This is a genomic window from Arenibacter sp. ARW7G5Y1, assembly GCF_003201775.1.
Classification (GTDB): Bacteria; Bacteroidota; Bacteroidia; order Flavobacteriales; family Flavobacteriaceae; genus Arenibacter.
This window is the reverse complement of record NZ_QJJZ01000012.1, coordinates 174,066-200,162: the sequence shown is the minus strand read 5'-3', so window position 1 is coordinate 200,162 and position 26,097 is coordinate 174,066. Positions and strand designations below refer to the sequence as shown.

Sequence of the window (26,097 nt, the reverse complement as noted above, 5' to 3'; positions counted from 1 at the left end):
TTGGAGCTTTTTGAACCGGAGGACGAGCGTTTGAACGCGTTCGTGTTCGAGTATACCAATGTACAGGGGGCAACGGTGGTCCTAGGGGAGGACGATGTAAGGAGCTTCAAGTATCTGGAGGACCCCACTGGTATTGGTAGTGTTGCAGGAAATGATCTTCCTTGGATTCGCTATGCCGATATTCTGCTGTCGCGGGCGGAGGCCCTGAACGAGGTACAGGGCCCTACACAGGAATCCATAGACCTGGTGAACGAAATCCGGGAGGCGGCAGATGTTCCTCCGATCGACCTAGTTTCGTACGCCGATAAGGAGTCGCTACGGGACTTTATACTCGATGAAAGAGGCAGGGAGTTTCATAGTGAATGGTTGCGCCGCGAGGACCTCATACGGCACGGCAAGTTTATCGAGATGGCGGTTGCGCGAGGAAAGCCGGCCAAGGACTTCCATGTTCTTTTTCCTATTCCGCAGTCCGAGTTGGACAAGAACCCAAACCTGGAACAGAATCCCGGCTATTAAAGAGGGGTAATGTGGCTTGAGAAACTAGATAGTACTAATCTTAAATTTTGATTTCATGAGGTTTTATAACCATGCGAAATGGCCACCTTTTATAGCGCTATTATTGTTCCTTGTACCCTTTGGGATTTTGGGGCAATCGGGCGAAAGGCCTAATGTGATCATCATCAACGCGGACGATATAGGGTACGGGGACCTGGGTGCCTATGGGGCCACTTTGGTGAAAACGCCCCAAATAGACCGTTTGGCCAAGGAGGGCAGGAGGTTTACGGACTTCCATTCCGCATCGGCGGTGTGCTCTCCTTCCAGGTATGCGCTCATAACGGGGCGGTATCCGAGCAGGAGGGATTTTTGGAACCCGATATCCCTCAGGACGCCCCTGATGGTAGCCCCCGATAGGACGACCATTGCGGATGTGATGAAGCGTGCCGGGTACCGTACCGGGATTGTGGGAAAATGGCATCTGGGCTTTGGCAACGAAAGCCCAATAGACTGGAACAAGGAGTTAAGGCCCGGGCCTTTGGAGCTGGGCTTCGATTCCTATTTCGGCGTTCCGATATTGAACAGCCATCCCCCTTTTGTATATGTAGAGGACCACAAAGTGGTCGGACTTACACCGGAAGACCCTATGGTTTACGGGAAAAAGGCCGAGACACGCTGGTTCCCTGAGAAGATGGGTTTAGATGCCATTGGAGGAGGCCGGGCGGCCCATGCGCTCTATGATGACCGTATGGTGGGAACGGTGCTAAAGGACAAGGCGGTCGAGTTTATCAGGAAGCATAAGGACACTCCATTCTTTCTGTACTATGCCACGACCAATATACACCATCCCTTTACACCTGCACCCCGCTTCATAGGAACGAGCAAGGCGGGACGCTATGGGGACTTCATCCATGAACTGGATTGGATAGTGGGGGAGATCGTCAGGACCTTGGAGGAGGAAGGGCTCACCGAGAACACCATGTTGATATTTACCAGTGACAACGGTGGTATGTTGAACCAAGGAGGGCAGGACGCGTATAGTCAGGGCCACCATCAGAACGATGGCCTACTCGGTTTTAAATTTGATGCATGGGAAGGAGGGCACCGTGTACCCATGATCGTACGTTGGCCCGGCAGAGTCCCGGCAGGATCGGTCTCAAACGAGCTATTGTCCAATGCCGACTTTCTTGCCACTATGGCCGCCTTGGTCGACCTTGGGCTAAAGGAGGACGAAGGCCCGGATAGTTATAATATGTTGCCGGCATTTACCGGGACCCCTAAAAAACCGATACGCGATCAATTGGTGATCAGCCCGAACAAAAAGGACAACCTGGCGATACGCAAGGGGAAATGGATGTACATAAGTGGCCAGGGCGGGGGCGGGTTCTCCGCCACCAAGGCAGGGGAGCATGCTTTCGGCGGTCCGGCGGCGTTTCCTTTTACCGGACAGCGCAATAGCGACATCGAGAACGGAAAGCTTAGGGAGGGCGCCCCAAAGGCCCAGCTCTACAATTTGGAGGCAGATATCAAGGAATCTGAAAACCTTTATGACCAAAACCCTAGGGTAGCCAGGAAAATGAAAGAATTACTGGAAAAAACATTGGCCCCGGATTGAGGCATCTTTAAAAACATTTAAAATATATTCAAATGAAAATTATTAATCATTGTATTTCGATATCCATAATTAGTTTATTTATGGGGTTTGCCATGAACTCGTATGCTCAAGTAAAACAACCAAATGTAGTGCTCATATTTATGGATGATTTGGGTTTTGGGGATTTTGAAAGCTATGGAGGTACAGGTTATCAAACTCCTCACACCAATAAAATGGCGGCCGAAGGGATGCGATTTACACATTTTTACGTATCACAACCTGTATGTAGTGCTTCTCGAGCGGCCTTATTGACCGGGTCTTATTCCAATAGAGTTGGGATTTCAGGTGCCCTAATGCCATGGAGTACCAGAGCACTTAACCCTACAGAGGAAACTATTGCAGAAGTGCTCAAGAAAAAGGGATATCGCACAGGAATGGTCGGTAAATGGCACTTAGGTGATCAGAGGGCACACCTGCCTTTGCAACAAGGATTTGATGAATATTACGGACTTCCATATTCTAATGATATGTGGCCAATGGGCTATGATGGTCAACCTGCGGGTCCGGCGTACAAGCAAATAAACCCCAATAAGCTCAAACATCCATTGCTACCATTAATGGAAGGCAATGAACGAATCGGCTATATTAAGAACATGCAGGATCAGGCGACTCTTACCACTAATTATACGAATCGAGCCGTGAAATTTATAGAAGAAAATAGGGACTCTCCTTTTTTTCTGTACGTAGCGCATTCAATGCCACATGTCCCATTAGCAGTCTCGGATAAATTTAAAGGTAAAAGTGAGACTGGATTGTATGGTGATGTAATGATGGAATTGGATTGGTCCGTTGGAGAGATACTAAATATCTTGAGAAAATTGAAATTGGATGATAACACACTAGTGATTCTTACAAGTGATAATGGCCCGTGGCTTAGTTTTGGAAATCACGGAGGTAATGCTGGTGGATTAAGGGAAGGAAAGGGTAGCGCTTGGGAAGGCGGTATGAGAGTTCCTTGCATAATGCAATGGAAAAATGTTATTCCAGCTGGTACGATATGCAACAAATTGGCATCAACGATTGACTTACTTCCCACAATTGCAAAGTTTGCCAATGCACAATTACCGAGTAAAAAAATTGATGGAGTGGATATATCTTCTCTGTTGAAAAATGAGTCTGGAGCCAATCCTAGAGAACACTTTGCGTATTATCAGGGCAACAAGCTAGAAGCGATACGAAAGGGAGAATGGAAATTGGTGTTCAGCCATTCATATAGGTCTTACAAAAAAAATCCTCCGGGATATGACGGGTGGCCGGGTAAGCAGGAATCTTTAACGGCGAAATATGCGCTATACAACCTTCGTTCCGATCCGGGGGAGACAGTGGATGTACAAGAAAAATTTCCTACAGTAGTGGGTGAATTAAATGAGTTGGCTGACCAGTACAGAATTACTTTAGGTGATGATTTAAGACATATGGAGGGTACTGAACGAAGGGCTCATGCGCAAGTGAAACGGTAATAATTAATATAATGAACATATTAATATACGCTTATTATGAGTTGTGCCATTTTGTTCAATATGCCAAGTAGGTTGGAGGCAAAAATGATAAGAGCTTATATGTAGATAATGAATAAAAAGATAAATTTTTTTCAGTGGAATAGTATATGAAATGTCTTTTTAGGAGTGCAGTAAAAAAGTTTGAGTTGAAGAGAAACCCATTAAAATGGCGCGTATAATTTTATGAATATGGTTGATAATCGTGAATTTAATGATGTTTATAAAGGCAGGCATCTTAGTAAAATTGCATTTCCAATAGGAGGAATTGGGGCGGGTATGTTTTGTATGGAGGGAACGGGCGCAATTTCCCATATGTCAATTAATCATAAGCCTGATGTGTATAATGAACCATGTGTTTTTGCCGCATTACACATTAAGGGTAAGAAGAATATTAGCAAGGTTTTGGAGGGGCCTGTACCTGATTGGAAAAAACACGGCCAAACCGGCGGCCCAAGATCATCTACTGCAATAGGAGCTGGAGACAACAATTTTGGGCTCCCCAGATTCGATTACGCTTGTTTTAAGGCGCGCTTTCCATATGGAACAATACAGCTTAGTGATAGTGATGTTTCTATGGACATTCAAATAAATGGATGGAGCCCTTTTATTCCGACTAATTCGGATGATTCTAGTTTGCCAGTCGGAGCTTTGGAATATTCGTTTGAAAACAAATCTGAAGATAAAATTGAAAGTGTTTTTTCATGGAATTCTAAAAATTTTTTAAAAAAAGGAGGCAATAACCGTATTACTAAAATAGTTAATGGGTTTGTTCTCGAACAAGGGTATTTTGATGAATGCACCCCTAATAACCTTTCCCAATTTGCAGCCTATATACCCAATGAAAAAGTAACATTGGATTGTTGCTGGTTCCGAGGGAGTTGGAACGATCCACTTTATACTGCATGGAATAAAATCGAAAATGGTAATACCTCTAGAACAGACCCCGTTTCTTCAGACGCGCCAGGAGCGAGCATTTATTTGCCTTTCACCTTGAAACCAGGAGAAAAAAAAGTGATTAAAGTATTATTTTGTTGGTATACGCCAAATTCAGATCTGCGTATTGGAAAGGGGATTATATGTGAACCAAATTCGTCCTGTAGTGAATCAAAAACGTATCGCCCATGGTATGTAAATAAATTTAAATCCATCGGTCAGCTGGTAGGTTATTGGAAAGACAATTACGATAGACTTAATAATGATAGTTTCAAATTTACAGAAGCTTTTTACAAATCAACATTGCCTTCAGAAGTTTTGGAAGCCGTTTCCGCCAATTTAGGAATACTAAAATCTCCAACTGTATTGAGACAAACAGATGGCAAATTGTGGGCTTATGAAGGTTGCGATGACACAATCGGTTGTTGCCCAGGGTCCTGTTCTCATGTATGGAATTATGCACAAGCGCTTCCTCATTTATTTCCAGACTTAGAGCGAACATTGAGGGAAACAGAATTTAACCTAAGTCAGAATGAAAAGGGGCATCAGACTTTTCGGACCTCTTTGCCAATAGGTAAAATTGATTATGAATATGAGGAAGCTTCGGACGGAAGGTTCAGCAAAGTAAATCATAATTTTCATGCAGCTGCCGATGGCCAGTTGGGAGGTATAATGAAGGTTTACCGAGATTGGAGAATTTCAGGTGATACCAATTGGATGATTTTATTGTACCCGAGAATCAAAAGTAGTTTGGACTATTGTATAGCGACCTGGGACCCAAAAAGAAAAGGAATATTGGAAGAGCCTCATCATAATACATATGATATTGAATTCTGGGGCCCCAACGGAATGACTATGAGCTTTTATTTGGGAGCTTTGACAGCTATAATTGAAATGGGTAAAGTTGCCAACGAATCGGTCCAAGAATATAGAGTATTATTGAAGAAAGGCAAAGAGTTTATGGAAACTAATTTGTATGAAGGAGAATATTTTATACAAAAGATAGTATGGAAGGGTCTTGTGGCGCAGAATCCTATTGAATTATCTAAAAACAGCTGGAAAACTAATTATTCTGTTGAAGCAAAGGCATTGCTTGAAAAGGAAGGTCCAAAATATCAATATGGCCAAGGTTGCCTTTCCGATGGAATAGTAGGTATGTGGATGGCCTCTTGCTGTGGTTTGGAAGAAGTAATCGACGGAAAGATGGTAATGAGTCACTTAAGATCCGTTTATACGTATAATCTGTTGAAGGATATGCGTAACCATAGTAATCCACAAAGGCCGTCTTATGCATTGGGGGCCGAAGGCGGGCTAATCTTATGTAGTTGGCCTAAAGGAGGTAAATTAAAGCTACCTTTTGTCTATAGTAATGAAGTGTGGACTGGTATAGAATATCAGGTGGCATCGCATTTAATCATGAACGGGATGGTAGAAGAGGGGCTCGAAATAGTAAGGACATGTCGTAAGCGATACGACGGTACCGTTAGAAACCCCTTTGATGAATATGAATGCGGCCACTGGTACGCAAGGGCAATGGCCAGTTATTCCTTAATACAGGGATTAACAGGTGTTCGGTATGACGCTTATGAAAAAACCCTATATATAGATTCTAAAATTGGAGAAGATTTCACGTCTTTTTTGTCTACACGGACCGGCTTTGGAAATATAAGCTTAAAAGATGGTGAACCGGCAATTAATATTGTTTATGGACACATAGAAATTACGAGGTTTTCAATATCAGGGAAGATAATCAAAGTATGATTGTCCAAAATTACAGTATATGAAAAAATCAAAAATAATATTTGTTGGGGGGTTCTTGGGTGCTGGTAAAACCACATTACTTAATTGTGCCTCAAAAATATTAAAATCGCGAAGTATAAAAATAGGTGTTATTACCAATGATCAGGCAGTGGGTTTGGTCGATACGAATATTTTACAACACAATGGCCTAATCGTTAGTGAAATATCGGGAAAATGCTTTTGTTGTGATTTTAATGGATTGGTAGATGCCATAGATTATATGGTAAAGGTATTGCATTGTGAACTGATATTGGCAGAACCCGTAGGAAGCTGTACCGATTTATGCTCAACTTTGATACAGCCATTAAAGAAGTTGTTTCCGAACGCTTTTGAAGTAGCTCCCTTATCCGTATTGGTAGATCCACTAAAATTATTTGCAACACTTAAGAATTTGGATAGTCACAAAGAAGGCTCTGGGTATATTTATATAAAGCAATGGGAGGAAGCCGATTATATAGTTGTCAATAAACTAGACTTACTTGAGAATGATCAAATTGATGAATTGAAGGACTTAATAAACACCAAATTTTCCGATTATCCAATTTGTTGGATTTCGAGCCAAAAAAGTATAGGTGTTGAGGACTGGATTGTTGTAATTCTTTCGGATATAAAATCGGGCAAGCGATTAGCAAATGTAGATTATGATGTTTACGCCTTATGTGAGTCTAGAATGGGTTGGTATAATGCTTCATTTATGATTGGGCTGGAAAATCTTACAATTATGGATTGGCAAGGTTTTAATAGGGAAATATTGGCATTAATTCAAAAGGAATTCGAATCTAAAAAAATAATAATAGCCCATGTAAAGACTTTTTTAAAAAGTGGGGTCAACTTTAGCGCGGGAAACATCATAAATGAAATTGAGGGTGTGGACATAAGGGGAACCGAGTTTGCAAGTCGATCCGTTCGCATGGTTATAAATATTAGGGCAGAAACCTCACATTGGACTATAGATGAAATAGTGAACGATGTTCTTCAATCTTATATGGAACATGGATTTAAATTTGAAATGATTGCCAAAAAACATTTTACACCTATGAGACCTGAGCCTATCCATAGATTTGGCATTACATGTTAAGAGCGGAGGGTTCCGCAGAAAGTAATAAATATATTACTTCCTTTTTGAGATTATATAAAGGGACCATTCGGGAATTGGTGCTAATGAAGGTTCATAATCTAAATCGATAATTGGAAATATGTGTATGGTGGAGCTGTATATATGGATTCATAGGGTTGATCGGGAATAAACAAAACGCTTCGTTAAAGTGACATTATATTTCTAGTGGTTGACTTTTCGTTTCACCGAATAGAATTTTAATTACAATAATATTATAACCTAATAGTAAATGACCAATAAACCACATAGAAATATTAGCTTGTTTCATTTGATATTGCCTATAATATTTCTAATTACTTTTATTTTCTATGGATTGATTATAAGGCCAATATTTTATGAAAAATCTGCCTTTCCTTTGGAGATTATTTTTTCGTTGTCAGCTATTTTTTCCACGGCCCATTTAATATTTATTGGTTATAAATGGAAAGCGATTCAGAAGGCGATAATTGATAAAATTTTAAAGGGGTTTCCTGCAATTCTTATATTATTTGCTATTGGAATCATCATTGGATCCTGGATCATTAGTGGAACAATTCCTATGATGTTGTATTATGGTATTAAATTAATAAACCCACATTATATTTATTTGTTGGCTTTTGTTATCCCTATCATTTTTTCCACTGTAACCGGTACATCTTGGGGATCAGTTGGCACAATTGGAACCGTAATAATTGGAGTTGCAATAATTATAGGGGCAGATTTGGGAATTACGGCAGGTGCTATAGTGGGTGGCGCCATTTTTGGCGATAAAATGTCCCCATTATCGGATACGACCAACCTTGCCGCCATGGCTTCAGAGGTGGATTTGTATGGGCATATTAAATCAATGACATATACAACTCTACCATCGGCAGTTATTGCATTAATTGTGTTTTTTGGATTAGGGTTTATTTATCCTCCCACATTGACAGAGATAACCTCCCCGGAGACTACTGAAATATTACACAACCTTTCTTTAATGTTTAATTTTAATGTTTTTTTATTGTTGCCACCTCTTATAGTGTTATACGGGTCTTTAAAGAGAAAGGCAACACTTCCTACTCTAGTAATGTCAGCTATTGTTGCTTGTTTATTGGCTTTGTTATTTCAAGATTTTGGAATGACAAATGTCATCATGACTTTAAAAGATGGCTTTAATACAGATATGGCAAGTTGGATAATAAATACTCCTGTACAGCTAATTATGTTATTGAATAGGGGAGGTCTCTTTGAACTTGTTGAGGTAATTGTTTTCGTAATAATGGCGCTTGCTTTTATAGGCACAATGGATGTTACCAATGCAGTATCCCAAATTGTAAATCGTTTGTTCTCGTTTATAATTACCAGAAGAGGAATTATATTGGCAAGTTTGGCTTCAACGGGTTTTACCAATGCGATTACATGCAATCAAAGTGCAGTTAGTTTTATTATTGGAGATGCCTTTAAAAATTTGTATGATAAATTCAACATATCCCGTTATGTCTTGTCTCGTTCAATAGAGGATTATGGAACTGTACTGGAGCCACTGGTTCCATGGTCAACAACAGTATTGTTTATGTCGGCCACATTGGGTGTTGCTTATGAGGATTATTACTATTGGCAAATATTCTCCATCTGCAACATTATTGTTGCCCCCCTTTTTGCAATTTTCGGGATAGGGAGTCAGAGTACCAATACAATTTTAGAAGAGGGGCCAAATATTGGTGACCGATAAGAATTTGGGATATATTTCATTAAGAATTCCCTTGGTAACAACACGTTTATTGGCCTCGTCCAGAACATGGTTGGTAAATTTTTTAAAATAGAATTGAACTGTACTCTATTGTATAAAATATATTTGAGAGTGTTTTTTGAAAGAAGTTTGTGGATTTCTTTTAGGATTTATTACAAGTTTAGTTGTTTAGTTAGTTTTAAGAGGAAGGGCTCCCTTAAAAAGGAGCTTTTTTTATGTTGATGAAGGATGAAGATTCTGAGAATTGTTTATAATACAGCCATTCTATTAGGTTTACTACTCTACTTTTTTTTTGTGAAATCCGCTATGATACCACCATCTCATTCGCTTCATCCAGAACATGGTTGGTAAAACCCTTTAAATGGATCTGAGTTGTTTTTAAGGAGTTGTGGCCCAACCCATCACTGATCACCTCCGTGGGTATTCCCATGAACTTGGTGATGGTAGCCCAGGAATGGCGTATGGTATAGGTGGTGAAGTGTTCTTCAATACCGGCATCGTTGGCTATAATCATAAGGTAGGATCACCGCAGGTAATCCTAGTGCCATCATTAATAAAAAAAAAAGGCTTCCGAGAGATTTGGAGCCTTTTTTATTTGGTAAAAATCTCACTTTAGGCCCACTTTTCATGGATCAATCCCAAAAGTTGTGTGTGAATTACAAAAAAATATAATTTACTATTTCAAGTTTGTGTCCTGTTCATTTTTTGCATCGCCCAAAAAACGAACCAAAAAACGCTAGGCTGATTTTAAATTTCTTTAAATCTACGCACTTTCCACGGCCCCGGCGTCCAGGCCGCTTTCACTTGGGTGAAATGCTCTATGGACGCCTACCTGAACCCAATGTGGAAACTACTTGATTTAATACGAAATTGAAAATAGGCCGTTTCTTACGTTCCGTCAACCTTCAAGTGAGGATAAGTCATTTTCCGTTATTATAAACCTTTGGACATTGCCCTCAAGGTCTATGGTTTGGTAACTCTTCTTCCGTCGTGGAGATGGCTTGGCCGTTAAGAATTATTGAAGCCTTGGAAATAATTTAGGCCATGGCATCGGTACTTAAAATCCAGAGATTTTAGGGACCACCTAGCTAAGAAGGGTCTTTTCTCCTGCCTGCCGGAAGGCAGGTTTGTTTAGCTCATGGCTGGTTATTTTCCTAATTATGTATTCTTGAACCTGCGGTTTCGTTTTATTCATTGCCTTTTTATTTTATAATAAGGTATTCATGAACCTCCTGCGTCGGTTTCATTGGACAAGCAAAGAAATCGAAGATTCACGAAAACCATTAAAAAACAATAAAAACCACTTGAGTAAAATGAAAGAATAATTTAATGATTAGTTTTAATAAATTGCTCCTATTAATTAAAACTATTGATCAAAAAACACGACTAATCAAATTATTCCTAACTTTTTGATAAACACAACAATTGGTCATGATCCCTTTTCATTTTTAACAAAACTTTATTATATTTTAGGCTCAAATGGCCTCTTTTAAGGCCTTTTTGTAATATCAATATAGTGTATCTATGTAAACGGTTGAGCATTACGGGCAAACAAAAAAGATTTACTACATTACACCTATAATAGCAATAAAAGTACTAGTTACAATATTCTATTGTTGTGGCTAATACATGACAGACAGGAAAGAAAAATAGAAAAAATATGCAAAAAATAATCTATTATGTAGCGAGTTCTTTAGATGGATACATCGCAGGGAAAAATGACGATATCAGTAAATTTATTTTGCAAGGAGAAGGAGTTGAAAAATACCAATCAGACCTTGCGAGTTTCGGTACTGTTATTATGGGAAGAAAAACATATGAATTCGGATTTCAATATGGGCTTGAACCAGGGCAGCCTGCTTACCCAAATATGGAGCACCACATCTTCTCGAATTCGTTGAAAATTGATAGCCTATCAGAATCCGTTAATATCGAAAAGCTGAGTGTGGATAAAGTGAATGAAATTCGAAAAAACACCAAGACTGATATTTATCTATGTGGTGGCGGACAGTTTGCAGGTTGGTTATTGGAAAACGGACTGATTGACCAATTGAAACTCAAATTAAATCCTGTTGTACTTGGAAGTGGCACAAAATTATTCGGTTCTTCAACAGCACATGAAAGTTGGGAATTAACTGACAAAGAATCATTTTCTGACGGACTTCAAATATTAACTTACGACCGGAAAAAATAAATAGTACTAGCCACAACAATGGCTCCTATGAAAAGCACTAGTCCAGTTCCTTAAAGTAAATATTTTATTTTTTATCAATCTATAAGGTTGATTTTGGGGTGTATAATTTTGAGTGCCACTTTTTAGCATTTAGCCTGGCCATACATACTCAAATACCGAAGATATCACTCGTAGTACCACATTTACGGTTACCCGCATCTTCAAATTCCAGGAATTGATTTTCTTTATATGTATATTTTAAACAAGCCAATGAAGGTCAGAATTGACAAAAAAAGGGTAGGGGTCAGCAGAGCTATAAACCATCTAATTAATAACTAGGCCAACAAAAAAGATTTGTTAAATTAGATCTATAAAAGTAATATAGTCAATGACTATATCCATTTGTCGTAGCCAATTAAAACGAATACAAAATGTCAATAACCAAGGAATCTGAATTAATAGGAATGAAAAGAGTTAGTGAAGTTGTCGGGACTACACTAAAATTGATGAGGGAATATGCTAAAGTGGGAATGTCGACTAAAGAATTGGACGAATATGGAGGCGAAATTTTAAAGAGCTATGGAGCAAAATCCGCACCATACGAAACCTATGGGTTCCCCGGCTATTCCTGTATAAGTGTAAACGAAGAAGCGGCTCACGGAATACCATCCGAGAAAAGAATATTGAAAGAAGGAGATTTGATCAATATTGACGTGTCTGCTGAATTAAGTGGTTTTTGGTCGGATAATGGCGGTTCCTTTGTAATTGGAAAAGACATTCATAATCACCAACCTCTTGTAAATGCTTCTAAAAATATTTTACGAAAAGCAATAGGCAATATCAAAGGAGGAGTGAAAATTTCTGAAATTGGATATTTAATAGAAACAGAAGCTAAAAAATCAGGTTTTAAAGTAATTAAAAATTTGGCTGGTCACGGAGTTGGTAGAAATTTACACGAAGAACCAGAAAACATTTTAAACTATAGGGTCAGAACTAATAGAGAACGATTTAAGAAAAACACCACAGTAGCAATAGAAACTTTCGTTTCTACAAACTCTACAGTTGCTATAGAGTTGAACGATGGTTGGACCTTAGTAGGAAACAGGGGCGGATATGTAGCCCAACACGAACATACAATATTAATCACTGATAGAACTCCAGTAGTTTTAACAGAATGTAATGAAATCTGGAATTGTATAAGTGGCTACAATAACACCGTACCCGGTGAAAAGCACTAGTTCATCCTGATAAATATTTCAGACATATAAGATGAAAAAGTTCGAGTCCAAATAAAATAGAATTTAAAGCTAATTAGTTTTCTTAAGAATTATGAACCATAATTTAGTAAACTATAAATCTTAACGAACACTCGAAAAAAGCGACTTAGAAAAATATAATGGACTACCAAACATACGAACCACAGATTGACTTAAAATCACTTGTTAGTTGCTATTGGACTTTGGAAGTGCCTAAACAATCTGATACGCAAAAACAACGGATTGTTCCTGATGGTTGTATTGAAATGGCGTTTATTCTTGGTGATGACATAAAAAGATACACATCCGAAAATGAATTTATACTTCAGCCTCGTGCTATGGTACTCGGACAAACCATTGAACCTTTTTACATTAAGCCAACAGGGTTTGTTAAAACATTCGCTGTCCGATTTTATCCATATGGATTTGCAAATTTTGTTTCTGTACCAATTAGCAATTTGGCGAATAAGGAAACACCCATAAGCCAACTTTTTGGACTAGACACCGCAGATGATTTGGAGCAAAAAATAATCAATGCGGAAAATACGGAAGAACGAATAAGTATTATTGAAAAATTTCTTTTGGATAAGCTTAATGACGAAAAAACGATTAATAAAATTGTAAAAAACACCGTTGATTCCCTTCTATTCACAAACGGAAGTGCTTCAATAAATTCAATCCTTAAAGACGATTTGTCTAAGCGAAGACAACTCGAAAGAAACTTCAAAAGGCAAATTGGGGTAAGCCCTAAACAATTGGGAAAGGTAATTCGATTACAAACCGCTTTAAAAATGTTGCTTGACCAAAAATCAGAAAACCTTACCGATATTGCCCATAAAAGTGAATACTTTGACCAAGCACACTTCATAAAGGACTTTAAGGAATTTACTGGAATAAACCCCAAAGAGTTTATCAAGCACGAAAATTTAGCTCTTTCCGCCCTTTTTTATAAATAGTATGAGGGTGTCGCATTTTTACAATTTCAAAGGGTTTTCTACTGCTATTTTTGTTCCGTCAACAACAAACGGAAAATGAAAGACCTTATACTTATCTCCATTATTTCTTTGACTTTTGGCGGTGTATCCTGTAAAAATAAAGGGACTTCTGCTACCGAAACAATCCCAAATAAAGATACAACAATCGATAAAGACAAGAATATGAAAAGTTTTATTTCACTTTTTGAAATTCCTGCAACGGATATTTCACGAGCAATCAATTTTTATCAAACAATTTTAGACATTAAAATTGAAAAAATGGAAATGCCAGGAATGGAAATGGGAATATTCCCGTATGATGGACAAATGGTTACAGGAGTTATAGTGAACAGCGAAGGGTACAGACCTTCAGCAGATGGGGTAACCATTTATCTAAATGGCGGTGATAATCTTCAACATATTCTTGACAAGGTTAATGAAAATGGTGGAAAAATCATAATTCCAAAAACCTCTCACGCAGATGGAAATGGATTTTTTGCTTTGTTCACGGATACAGAAGGAAATAAACTTGGACTAAATTCCCCAAATTAAGAGTAGAAAAGCGAACGCACAACAATAAATAAAAGCAATAGCGGTTCGAGTGCAAACTCGATCCGTTTTTGTGTTTAATTAGGTATATTGCTACACGTTTAAGCCGCTACAGCTTTACGCGGTACCGTTGAGTGAAACATAAACCAAATAGGGGAATTGGAATCAACTTAATAACAAAAAACCACCTAACACAATTTAATGAATACTCTTGTCGTAATTTTATTATTTGGGTCGCTTTTATTACTCTCATTTTTATTAATCTCGAACCCAGTAAATGTCAATAAAAAGGCGAATTTTTGGTTTGGATTGGTTTTATTTTTTTGGTCTTCTTTTTGGCTCGAAGAAATTTTTGTTTTGATACGTTTAGATATTCAGAGTAGCCTATTTTGGCTACCTATTCGTTTTTTTCAGTTTTTAACCCCCGTTGTATTTTATTATAGTATAGCGTATTACGCTAACCCAAATTTCAGATATGGAAAAAAGGATTTTATTCATATTCTTTTCCCAATAATACTACTAATTCTTTTAATGGTCAACCAATTTTACAGTGACAACGCCAACCTTTCATTAATCTTAAATGCCTTGGTAATTATTCAGGCATTTTATTTTATAATCTTGTCATATATCAAAATTCAAAAGCACAAACAGAGAATTCGATTGTTTTCATCAAATACGTTTCAAATCGATCTCAAATGGTTGGAGTTAATCATTCTTGCAATTTTCGCTCTAGTTGCTTTTATTGGCATCTATAATTTATTATTTGTTGAAGCAGATTTAAACTTGTTTGCAAATATTGTATCGTTATCCATTGTATACTTTATTGCATATAATTCACTTAAACAAAAAGAGATTTTCTTATTGGATGAAAATGAACGTAACCTTATTATTTCATCTGAAGAACAAACAGAAATAAATAAGAGAAAATTAATATCTGATGACGAATTAGAATCTCAAAAAGAGCATCTTATAAAACTAATGGATGATCAGAAACCTTATTTAGATTCTGAATTATCTCTTGCACAATTAGCTGAATTAATGAATTTTACACCGCATCAGCTTTCCTATTTAATTAATGCTGCGTTTGAAGAAAGTTTTTTTTGGTTTGTTAATAGGTATAGAGTTCAAAAAGTAAAAGAATTGCTTTTGGATAAGGAAAATGAACATTTGACCATACTTGGCATTGCCTTTGAATCGGGCTTTAATTCAAAAACTTCGTTTAATACCACCTTCAAAAAGATTAGCGGACAAACTCCTTCAGAGTTTAAAAAAAATGGTGCAGCTTTATAAAATCGAACTCCAACATTTTGTTACACACTTATTTTCAAGTACTTACAAAGTATCAAAAACAAGTTCAGTTATATAACTTCGAACATAGGGACGAACATTCTAATCTAATTTTGTAGCTAACTTTAACTACAATTTAATTATGACTAGAATTATCTTACTACTAGTATTTTCGCTTTCATTATCCATTATAAACGCACAAGATATAACACAAAATATTAAAGGTTCAGTAATCGATAATTCATCCAAAGAAACTATACCTTTTGCTACAATAACAATAATCGGTACTGATCCGATTATAGGTGCCACCTCTGATATGGAAGGTAATTTTATTCTTAATAATGTTCCTATTGGCAGATATGATTTACAGATTTCTTACTTGGGTTACGAACCTATTATAATGCCTGAAGTTATGGTTACATCTGCTAAAGAAGTCGTTTTATCCATAGCCCTAACAGAAAGCGCATTCGCTCTAAACGAAGTTGTTCTTAAACCAAAGCTTGTTAAAGCTAAACCACTTAATGAAATGGCTTCAGTGAGTACACGTATGCTGAGTGTAGAAGAAGCCAATAGGTATGCAGGGGGATTTGATGACCCTGCACGTTTAGCTTCTTCCTTTCCTGGGGTAGCAAGTAGTGTTGGCAACAATGCCATTGTGATTAGAGGGAATGCCCCAAAATATTTACAATGGAAAATTGAAGGTGTGGAAGTTTCCAACCCAAATCATTTTGCTGATTTAGGATCTTTTGGTGGGGGAGGATTAACAGCTTTGAGCAGTAATTTGTTAGCCAATTCCGATTTTTTTACGGGAGCTTTTCCTGCTGAATACAATAATGCATTGTCCGGTGTTTTCGATATAAGAATGCGAAAAGGTAATAGCTCAGAACTTGAACATAGTTTTGAAATTGGAGCCATTGGAATAGACTTTGCATCTGAAGGACCTATAAGCAAAAAAAACAACGCTTCATATCTCATAAATTATAGATATTCAACATTAGGTCTTGTTTCATCATTGTTGCCAGATGATGCCGATGGCACAAATTATCAAGATTTATCTTTTAAATTAACGCTACCTACTAAAAAACATGGAATATTCTCTGTTTGGGGAATTGGATTAATAGACAAGTCTGGTTCAAAACCGGAAACTGAAACTGACAAACAAATTTATTATCAGGATATTGAAAAGCAAGATGTAAAACAGTATATGGGAGCTGTTGGTATAAATCACAGGCTTGTTTTTGAAAATTCAGCATACTTGAACTCTACATTATCAATATCTGCCAATGGAATCGATTTAAAAACAGATAGGTTAGACGATACCTCTCAATTACAACCTGAGAATGAAATAAACAATAAAAACTACAATATTACTTTCAAGTCTTTCATAAATAAAAAATTCAACTCAACACACACTAATAAAACAGGGATCATGGTAAGGGGTTTAGGATATGACCTAAATCTAAAAGAAAATCAAGGAGAACCTGAAAATGGTCTAAATTCATTAGTTGACGAAGATGGTTTTAGCTCTTTAGTATCAGCATTTTCAAGTTCCTCTATTTCATTAAAAAAATGGCAACTAAATATTGGCCTAAATTCTCAACTGTTTACATTGAATAACAGCTTTGCTCTTGAACCTCGTTTAGGACTAAATTATCAACTGAACGATAATAATGAAATAAGTTTAGGATATGGATTACACAGTAGAATGGAACCGTTAAACATTTACCTTGCCAATACCGTCAATTCCAGGTCCAACCAAGCCAACAGAAATTTAGATTTTTCAAAAGCACATCATTTCGTAATGGCTTATGATTGGAATATTAATGAAAAGTTACATTTAAAAATAGAACCCTATTTTCAATATCTATTTAATATTCCAGTAATAAAAAACAGTACGGAATCACTTATTAATTTACAAAATGATTGGTTTATCAATGATATCTATGCAAATAATGGAAAAGGTAAAAATTATGGGCTTGATTTAACTTTAGAGCAATATATAAATAATGGATTTTATTATTTGCTTTCCGGTTCTATGTTCAATTCAGAATATAAAACAGATACTAATATTTGGTACAATACCAGATTTAATAAAAATTATCTCCTTAACACTCTAGTCGGAAAAGAATTTAGAATTGGTAAGAAAAGGCAAAGTTTACTTGGAATAAATTTAAAATTAAGCCTTCAAGGCGGTGACAGATATTCAAAAATTGATCCAATTGCTTCATTTATGGAGCAAGATGTTGTTTACAATGAAACTACACCTTTTACCGAGCAATCAAAGACATCTATTATTTCTCATTTTACTATCAATTATGAATGGTATAAAAAGAAATCCACACAACAATTATCATTAAAAATACTCAATGCAACAAACTACAAAGACTTTCAAGGTCATAGATACAATATTAATACCAATAAAGTGGAGGAATTCAGAGAAGCATTAATGATACCGAATATTAGCTACAAAATATCATTCTAAAAATAAAGGTTGTGTACAACTTAGAATAAAACTAATACCTAGTTCACGGCTATATTCAAAAATCTTCCCACCGCATGTAATTTTAATTCCTAGATAAATATTAGCCCGCAAGACAAATCTTTGTAAAATGATTTATTATCGATTATACACTAAGGACACAATTGTAGTATACATTTACGGTTTCCCGCAACTTCCAATTCCAGGAATTAATTTTCTTTATATACATATTTCAGAAAATCCAATGAAGGTTGGAACCGACAAAAATAGGGTAGGGGTAAGTAAGGTTTATAAGTCCCTAAATAAATAACTAGGCCAACAAAAAGATTTACTAAATTGGGCCTATAAAAGGAAATATAGTTAATAACAATATCCAATTGTTGAACTGTAATGTAAAACTACATTCTCGATAAAAATAAAATGAACCAATCTGAACTCATAATTTTAAATTTCACAGAAATAAGGAGAAGAAGTATAAAACTTTGGATTGGACTATCTGAGAAGTATTATAATTGGAAACCTGACGGAAAAGCAATGAGTGCGTCAGAAATGATAAGACACGTTTTGGAGGCTGATTATGGCTGGAATATTATTATTAATCAAGGAGATATGTCAAATTATAAAACACCCTGGGAAAACCGACCATTCAAAAACCTAAAAGATGAACTTGAATTTGCTGAGCCTTTTAGAGAAACATTTTTAGAAAGTATTCGACATTTTTCTGATAAGGAATTAAACGAAACCGAAATCGTTCATCCTGGAAATGGAGACAAGATAATCCTTGCAAAATATTTGTTACGGATTGGATATCACGAATCTGTTCACGCAGGACAATTCCTGTCGTATTTAAGAGCAATGAAAATTGATAGACCAGAAATATGGGACTAAAAAAACACTACTGCCAACAATGGTAACTGTTGCACAACCCTATAATTAATAAAATATCGATGCTATAAGCGGCCTTTTAGGGCCGTTTTGTTTTTTAAACTAAGGTGTTGCCGCTCATTTTTATAGTGCCAAAAAGGAAGCATATAGACTTATGGAGTACATTTTCCATACAATTGTGCAGAACTATGCTTCCCGCTCCACTTTTGGAGCGTTTTCCCGAGAATTTCAGGTATTTTTTGAGGTTGTAGGCAATGGCCGATAGCTGCATTGCCTTGTTGGCCTGTGACAGTCCCAAGGTGTTTATCTTCCTCTGCCCCATGCACTGGGTCAGGGTCCTGAAGACGGGCTCCACCGTACTCTGGTTCTTGCTCTTCATGTACCTTCCCTGCGGACTGTTCACCCGTTCTATGGAAATTCTATTATAGGGTATATATCACAGCTGCTTTGAAAGGTAAATATGTTGGAATGGAGTAATTGGGCAATGGCATTTGGAGGGTAAATTATAGAAACGTATTTTTAGGATACTTTGATGAAAAACATTTAAGAAATAAAGAACAGGCTACAAGATTGGAAACCAATTTAGAGTAAAGGTCAATATATAACTTTTACAAACCATGTATCTTAACGAACATTTGAAAAAATGAAATACACATATTTAATAGTAGTCTTTTTATTCATCATTAGTGGATGTAAGCCTACGGAAGAATTAGTAAAAAAAAGGGAGACCAACCAAGACTTAATAAATTTTGTGTTCCGAAATTACATAAGTGAAAGGCCAAGCGCGAGTTTCGCTGTTATAAAAGATGGCAAAATAGAAGACTGTCAAAGTTTTGGATATGCCGATTTGGAAAATAAAATCCGGGCGAATTGTGAAACGAATTATAGACTTGCATCGGTAACCAAACAGTTTACCGCCATGGGAATTTTAATTTTAATAAACCAAGGCGAATTAAATTTCGACACTAAATTGACCCAAGTAATTCCTGAATTTCCTGACTATGGAAAAGAAATCACAATAAAAAATTTACTGACGCATAGGTCAGGGCTGCAGGATTATTCCAAATTATATCCAAGGGATTCTGAAAAACCACTTGTGGATAACGAAGTGCTCAACCTTCTAATAGCGCAGGACAGTCTTTTGTTTCCTGCGAATACACAATTTAAATATAGTAATTCCGGTTATGCCGTGTTGGCCATGATTATTGAACGGGTTACAGGAAAAACGTTTAAAAGATTTATGGAAGAAGAAATTTTTGAGAAAACTGGAATGACCAACAGCACGATATATGTGAAAGGCGCACCCATTAAAAATCGTGCTTTTGGTTATACATTCAATGATTCCCTCAACAAATACATAAATATAGACCAGAACATTTGGTCGGCCATACAAGGCGATGGCGGAGTTTATTCCTCCGTAAGCGATTATGCTAAGTGGGACAACAGTTTATATGATGAAACCCTTATTTCATCGGACTTGCTTAACGATGCATTTTCCAGTTGGGACGAAAACGAAAAAACTGAGGGAAATGGCTATGGATTTGGATGGTTTATTGAAATGGAAAACGGCAAAAAATATTTAAGGCATAGTGGTAGTACTACCGGTTTTATAAACATTTCATTGAGAATCCCTTCGGAGAAACTAAGCGTAGTTATTTTTACAAATAGCGTGGATTTTGGAGGATTACGGCGTACAGCTGCTTTTCTGGCAAGCTTATATTCCGATGGACAACTACCTATACCTATTGATGTGATGATCGAAAAGGAGATCACCAATAATGGAAGTGGGGAAATAAAAACATACTATGATACCCTCATCGTAAGTAAGGACAACTACAAAGTCGATACAGAAGATTTGACCCGTTTAGGCTTTAGCTACCTACGAAAAGATGAAAAAGAAGATGCTTTTAATGTTTTTACTTTCGTAAAAATGGAATTTCCCCAAAACTTTGACGGATATATTGGATTAGCTCAGTATTACAAAAAATATGGAAATAATGAAAAGGCCATTGAATATTTCAAAAAAGTGATTGAGGTAGCAACCAGTGATGAACAACGTCATATTGATTTTTCAAAGAAAATGATCAAAGAATTGAGTGAATAAAACTATGCCTAACAATAGTAACTGTTGCACAACCCTATAATTTATAAAATATCGATGCCGTAAGCGGCCTTTTAGGGCCGTTTTGTTTTTTAAACGAACGCGTTGCCACTCATTTTTATAGTGCCAAAAAGGAAGCAAATAGACTTATGGAGTACATTTTCCATACAATTGTGCAGAACTATGCTTCCCGCTCCACTTTTTGTACCTTTTCCCGAGAATTTCAGGTATTTTTTGATGTTGTAGGCAATGGCCGATAGCTGCATTGCCTTGTTGGCCTGTGACAGTCCCAATTTGTAGGCCTACAGCTCGATATTCTTTCTTCTTTGTCTTGGTTGATACCTTAGTTTAATGTGCCATGCATTTCGGACCAATTGTGCAATAATAAAAAATAGAAACTAGAAAAATCCCAAACTACGGTTACCCACAACCAACTTCCCATAGAATTGTTTTTCTTTAGTTCCATGAAATTATGCAAATGAACGATAGCCAGACCCCACAAAAAAAAGACGGGGTAAGTTAGGATTATAGGCCACTAAATAAATAATCAGACCAATAAAAAGATTTACTAAATTAGGCATATCAAAGATATATAGTCAATGACTATATCCAAATGTTGCAGTTGAATATGACTAAATTAGTTAACCATATGAAAAATTTATTTTTTTTATTGTTTTTTTTGACTTTTCAATTATTTAGTCAAAATAACCCCAAATTCTTTGATATGCCAACTGCTCAAAAGGTTTTAAACCAAGTAAAAGGCAAAGATAAAGCGGAAACCTACATTCTACAGTGTGCTACATTATCACATTTGTCTAGAATCGCACTATATCGAATGAGTGATTTTGAAGAGCTGGAAGACAATGTTCTTATGGCAGCAAAAAAGAAACAGAATGAAGAATATAATACTTTTTACAAAGAGGTTCGTCAAAGATATAGTAACGAAATTAAATCTTTAGAGCTAGATGAAAATGCTAAAGATTGGGATGCAACGATAAGCAATTTTTCAAATAATGAGGAGTTTCAAAAAAATATTATAAATACTTTATTTAATGAAAGAGCTAAAAACCAATACAACAATGTATTTTCTCGAAGAGAACAACACAACAAAAAATTAAAAGACACTAATGCAAAGAAACAAAAAGAAAAGTCAAATGCTATTTTTAATAACATTATAGCACATGGTTTCTTTTGGATAGTAATGTTTTCATTTCTAATTTTTGGAGTTATTTTAACAATTCGCGGTTATAATTGGAGAAAAAGATTATTAAAATATGAATTTGAAAATACAACATCTGGTGGAGTTGTAGGGTTTGATGATTTTGGAAAAGCACAAAAACACAGTTCAAACAAAACCTTTTCAGGAATTTTAATTTTTATTGGTGTAGTTATTTTTATGATTGCATTACTTTTAATTAATATTACAATTGTTAACGATAAACTGTTTTAAATCAAATAAATATATAATGAAAAGAACAATTTCAAACCTAGCCTGTTGCATGATAATCTCTATGTCATTTGCGCAAACTACTTATATTTTTGATGAAGTTGGTGAAATTAGTCCAAATCCATTTGTCACTGAAGTCAATGGTACAAGTATGGAACTTTATAACAACACCTTAAAATGGATCAAACTTAATTACAATTACCCTGATGAAGTTATAGCCAGCAAAATTGAAGGAGAGTTTATTCGAATTTCAGGTACAGAGGAGGTAAGAGGAACGGATGATATGGTTTATACAATTGAGATTGACTTCAAAGACAATAGGTACAGAACTACTTTAACAAAAACTAATCATGCTGATGAAAAAAATGGGAAAACTGTTGTAAATTCAATCGAATTATTGACTCCAGACCCTAAATATGGGAAATCGCAGAAAATAATTGACCTTCACAAAGAGATTTATCAGCCATGGCTTAATGAAACATTGAATATTCTGAATAGATTCAACCTTTCACTTTTTAATTATTTATCTGGAAAAACCGACAAAAATGATGGTTGGTAAAATGCTGACTACAATAACGTATCCTTTAAAAAGACCAAGTCCATCCCGATTATTATCGGGACCTTAAATTGAAAAATTTTTTAAGCCCATAATGTTGATATTGTGGTGATGAATGGGGAGCTTCACTCTTCAGCCTCTATTCTCGCAGTGCACACTCAAATACTCTAGATGTAATTCTTTGGCCTGTCTATTAGATAACCCTTCACTGATCACCTCCGTGGATATCCCCATAAACTTCGCGATGATGGTCGAGGAATGGCGTATGGTATAGGTGGTGAAGTGTTCTTCAATACCGGCATCGTTGGCTATAATCATAAGATAGGATCACCGCAGCTAATCCTTCTGCTATCACCAATAAACAAAGGGCTTCCGAGAGATTGGTTTTTTTTGTTTATAAAAGGCTCACTTTTTTTTGATAACCTTATAGATGAAATGATATCAAATAGTGTTTCAATGTAAACGGATAGTATCATAAGTCCACATAAAGCTTGACTAATTTGGACCTACGTATGAATTAAATAACAAGATTGGAGATCGATTTAGTGTAAAGGTAAATCTCTAACTATGGTCAACCATATACCGTAACGAACATACTTCATAATTTCATTTTATGTGATATATGGATTAAAATCGCACCCAACATAATTAAGTAGCTTTTTATGCTAATAATAAATGATGTGAATGGGGAACTAAAATATTACGGTATGTAGATATTGTGATATCATCACACAATCAATCTATTCCAACTTGCTCCCGAGCAATCTCATTTCCCGCGTAATCGAATGGTTCGGGTATGGGTTGGAACTGTGCCTTAATTCGAATATACTCTTTCCAACGATACGGTTCTAGAACATTGATCATTTCTGAAGTCTCCAGACTTGATAGGCGTTTTAACAAGTCATATTTCGCCTTGGGCGATAAATTGGAATCCTGCTCAACTGCCTGCTTTTTTACCAAATACCTGGCCACTGTTGATTGAAACTCCAAGGCTTGGTCAACACCCATTACAAGGCGTGGCTGATATTGAGCTGTAATTTTCTTGGCCTCTAGACGGATGTTTCCATCTATTTTCAAGGCGTACATGGTTTGTCCCCTTAAATTGGAAAACGCACATATGAGCATGGCTAAAACTAGGTACTTGGGCTGTGAGATTGGAACATTTTTTATCATAATTATACACTTATAATTTTTTTCGGATTTTGGTCAATTTGCTACAAGTTCGATTTGTAATTTAGGATATGGACCAAGACCTACTGATAAGCACCAAATAAGAATCCCATGGTATTCCATTTTGGAATTCTATATATAACTTCCAACTAATTTTAATTTATCGTATCTTTTACTTTCTCGATAAGCGGTTGGTACCTATCCAAAATAGTATTTGCATGGCCTCCATACGTATACGCATCTGGTTTTCTTTCCAACTGCCCTTGGGAGATCGGGATATAATTTCTCCAACCTTACCGACATCTTCTTACTTGTTTTATTATAGTATTGCTACGGCTAGTATTTTACAATACTCGGTAACATGGGTATGGCATATTTTTTCAGCACTTTTGTTTTTGATTCAACTTTGTAAATTATTAGCGTCCAATATATTTTAATTCGCTCAATAACATTGGAATTCATAGTTTAGGATTTAATTGATTTCGATGACCCTGTTTTTTCGGTCAGGTCTTGTCGCCTTTCCTACCCTAATATCCAATCGGCCATTTTTCATTTTTGCCTGTACTTTTTGAGGGTCTGCATTGGGAGGTAGACCGAAGGCTCTATAGAACGAATTGCTTACAAACTCTGTGCGCACCCAGTTTTTATGCTTTTCCTCTCTGCTCTGTTCTTTGTGGGCACTTACTATAATGCACTCGTTCTCTATTTCTATGTTAACATCGTTCTTGTCCAATCCCGGCAAAGCGAGCGAGAGTTCAAAAGCTTTTTCTTCATCACTGATATTGGTCGATGGAATTGTTACCAGCTCTTCGTTATCCTTGTTTTTGTTAGGTAAAAGTTTCCCGATAAAGTTGTCTATAAACGGTGGGATTTTAAGGTCTTTTCCTATTTTTTTTCCAAATACTTTCATTTTTAAGATAATTTAAAGTTCCTATTCGATTATGACGTAAACACGATTGAATTAATTAAAAGGCCGGCAATACCGGCCTTTTAAAACTTGACTCTTATGAAATCTTGATAGTTCTGGCGGGGTTTTGGATAGCCTCTTCATTTTTGGGCAGGTGAATGCTCAATACCCCATCGGTATACTTCGCATTGATATCATCCTCGTTTATCGTTTTTGGTAGTGAGAACGAACGCTTGAAAGAAGAATAGCCAAACTCCCTACGGATAAAGTTGTCTTCTTTCTGTTCGTTGTTTTCTTCCACTTCTGTGCAAATGGAAAGCACTTGATTATCCAAATTGATACGGAAATCTGATTTTTTCAATCCTGGTACCGCCATATCTACAAAATAGGCATCCTTGGTCTCCCTGATATTTACTTCGGGCAAGGAATTATAATTTGTAGTAAAAACTGAAGGTAGTTCCCAATTGAACGCTTCATCCAACCAAGAGGACCATGTTGGATAGCTAAGGCCATTCGAATTTGTGCTTACCTTACTGCCATTTTTTCTTGTTGTTACTAGATTGCCCATAATTACAAAAAAATTTAGGTTAAACAATAATTCAAATAATCTGAAAAATATCGGACAAATAAAATGCCAAAATGTGGGGGCCCTGTTCCATTGATAAATTTTTAAAATTCATTTAAGAAATTCAGAAAGAAATTATTAATAAAGTTTTAAAATCATGTCGATTTGACATAATGAAGTTGCGTGATAATGACAATTTTTTATAATCAAATATTTGAATGTCATGTGCTAACAAAGGGGTTAAATTAATGAGTGAGAATTATTTTTTAAGATTCTGGTGAAAAGGCACCCTCAATTTTTATGGATGAGGATTTGGTGCTTGGAACCTATAACGTTGTCACAGCGAGATCCCTTTAATAACATAATAGTGTATCAATGCCAAGGGGATGGCATTGACCCCATAAAAAAAGATTTAGTAAATTAGACCTATAGGAGGAATTTAAGTACAGCTTCCACCTATACCCTTGTTGTAGATAAATTTAATTAAATTGGTAAAAGTTGAATTTTCGAATTCTTTTAAAGGTCCTTTGGTGTTTGCT

Annotated in this window: 22 protein-coding genes; 16 read left to right on the top strand and 6 right to left on the bottom strand. The window is 36.4% G+C overall.

What is annotated here, in order from left to right; all coding sequences use genetic code 11:
- The 6 genes from C7972_RS16915 to nhaC form a co-directional block, all read left to right on the top strand.
- A partial coding sequence (locus C7972_RS16915) for a RagB/SusD family nutrient uptake outer membrane protein (protein ID WP_146216345.1) occupies positions 1-516 on the top strand: 516 nt, incomplete at its 5' end.
- A gap of 55 nt (positions 517-571) precedes the next feature.
- Complete coding sequence (locus tag C7972_RS16910) at positions 572-2,110, top strand: arylsulfatase (protein WP_110357354.1); 1,539 nt, start codon at positions 572-574, stop codon at positions 2,108-2,110.
- Positions 2,111-2,142: 32 nt separating this feature from the next.
- Positions 2,143-3,609: a sulfatase gene (locus C7972_RS16905; RefSeq protein ID WP_110357353.1), complete on the top strand. Its 1,467-nt coding sequence runs from the start codon at positions 2,143-2,145 to the stop codon at positions 3,607-3,609.
- Between the two features lie 228 nt (positions 3,610-3,837).
- A complete protein-coding gene (locus tag C7972_RS16900) occupies positions 3,838-6,342 on the top strand; it encodes a GH116 family glycosyl hydrolase (protein ID WP_220020925.1) in 2,505 nt (834 codons plus the stop codon).
- Positions 6,343-6,361: 19 nt separating this feature from the next.
- Positions 6,362-7,459 (top strand): GTP-binding protein, encoded by a 1,098-nt coding sequence (locus C7972_RS16895; protein ID WP_110357351.1) that lies wholly within the window; start codon positions 6,362-6,364, stop codon positions 7,457-7,459.
- Between the two features lie 268 nt (positions 7,460-7,727).
- Positions 7,728-9,191 carry a Na+/H+ antiporter NhaC gene (gene nhaC / locus C7972_RS16890; RefSeq protein WP_110357350.1) on the top strand — a complete coding sequence of 488 codons (1,464 nt, stop codon included), beginning with the start codon at positions 7,728-7,730 and terminating at the stop codon, positions 9,189-9,191.
- A gap of 322 nt (positions 9,192-9,513) precedes the next feature.
- Here nhaC and C7972_RS16885 read toward each other — a convergent pair whose 3' ends face one another.
- Positions 9,514-9,723 carry a tyrosine-type recombinase/integrase gene (locus tag C7972_RS16885; RefSeq protein WP_110357349.1) on the bottom strand — a complete coding sequence of 70 codons (210 nt, stop codon included), beginning with the start codon at positions 9,721-9,723 and terminating at the stop codon, positions 9,514-9,516.
- Positions 9,724-10,869: 1,146 nt separating this feature from the next.
- Here C7972_RS16885 and C7972_RS16880 point away from each other — a divergent pair.
- From C7972_RS16880 to C7972_RS16845, 7 genes are all read left to right on the top strand, one after another.
- The gene (locus tag C7972_RS16880; RefSeq protein WP_110357348.1) at positions 10,870-11,403 is read left to right on the top strand and encodes a dihydrofolate reductase family protein; all 534 of its coding nucleotides are present in this window, start codon (positions 10,870-10,872) and stop codon (positions 11,401-11,403) included.
- Between the two features lie 410 nt (positions 11,404-11,813).
- A complete protein-coding gene (map, locus tag C7972_RS16875; protein WP_110357347.1) occupies positions 11,814-12,620 on the top strand; it encodes a type I methionyl aminopeptidase in 807 nt (268 codons plus the stop codon).
- A 158-nt stretch (positions 12,621-12,778) separates the two neighbouring features.
- Complete coding sequence (locus C7972_RS16870; protein WP_110357346.1) at positions 12,779-13,594, top strand: helix-turn-helix domain-containing protein; 816 nt, start codon at positions 12,779-12,781, stop codon at positions 13,592-13,594.
- 75 nt (positions 13,595-13,669) lie between these two features.
- Complete coding sequence (locus C7972_RS16865; protein WP_110357345.1) at positions 13,670-14,164, top strand: VOC family protein; 495 nt, start codon at positions 13,670-13,672, stop codon at positions 14,162-14,164.
- 198 nt (positions 14,165-14,362) lie between these two features.
- On the top strand, positions 14,363-15,451 hold the full coding sequence (locus C7972_RS16860) for an AraC family transcriptional regulator (protein ID WP_110357344.1): 1,089 nt from the start codon (positions 14,363-14,365) through the stop codon (positions 15,449-15,451).
- 139 nt (positions 15,452-15,590) lie between these two features.
- Positions 15,591-17,930, top strand: coding sequence for a TonB-dependent receptor (locus C7972_RS16855; protein ID WP_110357343.1), 2,340 nt, complete (start codon positions 15,591-15,593; stop codon positions 17,928-17,930).
- A gap of 417 nt (positions 17,931-18,347) precedes the next feature.
- Positions 18,348-18,815, top strand: a complete 468-nt coding sequence (locus C7972_RS16845) for a DinB family protein (protein WP_110357341.1) — start codon at positions 18,348-18,350, stop codon at positions 18,813-18,815.
- A 94-nt stretch (positions 18,816-18,909) separates the two neighbouring features.
- On the opposite strand, the gene C7972_RS24210 is transcribed toward C7972_RS16845, so the two are convergent.
- Complete coding sequence (locus tag C7972_RS24210; RefSeq protein WP_309148931.1) at positions 18,910-19,230, bottom strand: transposase; 321 nt, start codon at positions 19,228-19,230, stop codon at positions 18,910-18,912.
- Positions 19,231-19,455: 225 nt separating this feature from the next.
- On the opposite strand from C7972_RS24210, the gene C7972_RS16835 reads away from it, so the two are divergent.
- The 3 genes from C7972_RS16835 (at position 19,456) to C7972_RS16820 (ending at position 22,919) form a co-directional block, all read left to right on the top strand.
- Complete coding sequence (locus C7972_RS16835) at positions 19,456-20,916, top strand: serine hydrolase (protein WP_110357339.1); 1,461 nt, start codon at positions 19,456-19,458, stop codon at positions 20,914-20,916.
- 646 nt (positions 20,917-21,562) lie between these two features.
- Positions 21,563-22,363: a hypothetical protein gene (locus C7972_RS16825; RefSeq protein WP_110357337.1), complete on the top strand. Its 801-nt coding sequence runs from the start codon at positions 21,563-21,565 to the stop codon at positions 22,361-22,363.
- A 16-nt stretch (positions 22,364-22,379) separates the two neighbouring features.
- Positions 22,380-22,919: a DUF4468 domain-containing protein gene (locus tag C7972_RS16820; protein ID WP_146216344.1), complete on the top strand. Its 540-nt coding sequence runs from the start codon at positions 22,380-22,382 to the stop codon at positions 22,917-22,919.
- A gap of 129 nt (positions 22,920-23,048) precedes the next feature.
- On the opposite strand, the gene C7972_RS23690 is transcribed toward C7972_RS16820, so the two are convergent.
- From C7972_RS23690 to C7972_RS16800, 4 genes are all read right to left on the bottom strand, one after another.
- A complete protein-coding gene (locus tag C7972_RS23690) occupies positions 23,049-23,234 on the bottom strand; it encodes a hypothetical protein (protein WP_146216343.1) in 186 nt (61 codons plus the stop codon).
- A gap of 417 nt (positions 23,235-23,651) precedes the next feature.
- The gene (locus tag C7972_RS16810; protein WP_110357334.1) at positions 23,652-24,089 is read right to left on the bottom strand and encodes a hypothetical protein; all 438 of its coding nucleotides are present in this window, start codon (positions 24,087-24,089) and stop codon (positions 23,652-23,654) included.
- 469 nt (positions 24,090-24,558) lie between these two features.
- Complete coding sequence (locus C7972_RS16805) at positions 24,559-24,996, bottom strand: Hsp20/alpha crystallin family protein (protein WP_110357333.1); 438 nt, start codon at positions 24,994-24,996, stop codon at positions 24,559-24,561.
- 94 nt (positions 24,997-25,090) lie between these two features.
- Positions 25,091-25,561, bottom strand: coding sequence for an Hsp20/alpha crystallin family protein (locus C7972_RS16800; protein WP_110357332.1), 471 nt, complete (start codon positions 25,559-25,561; stop codon positions 25,091-25,093).
- Positions 25,562-26,097 lie beyond the last annotated feature (536 nt).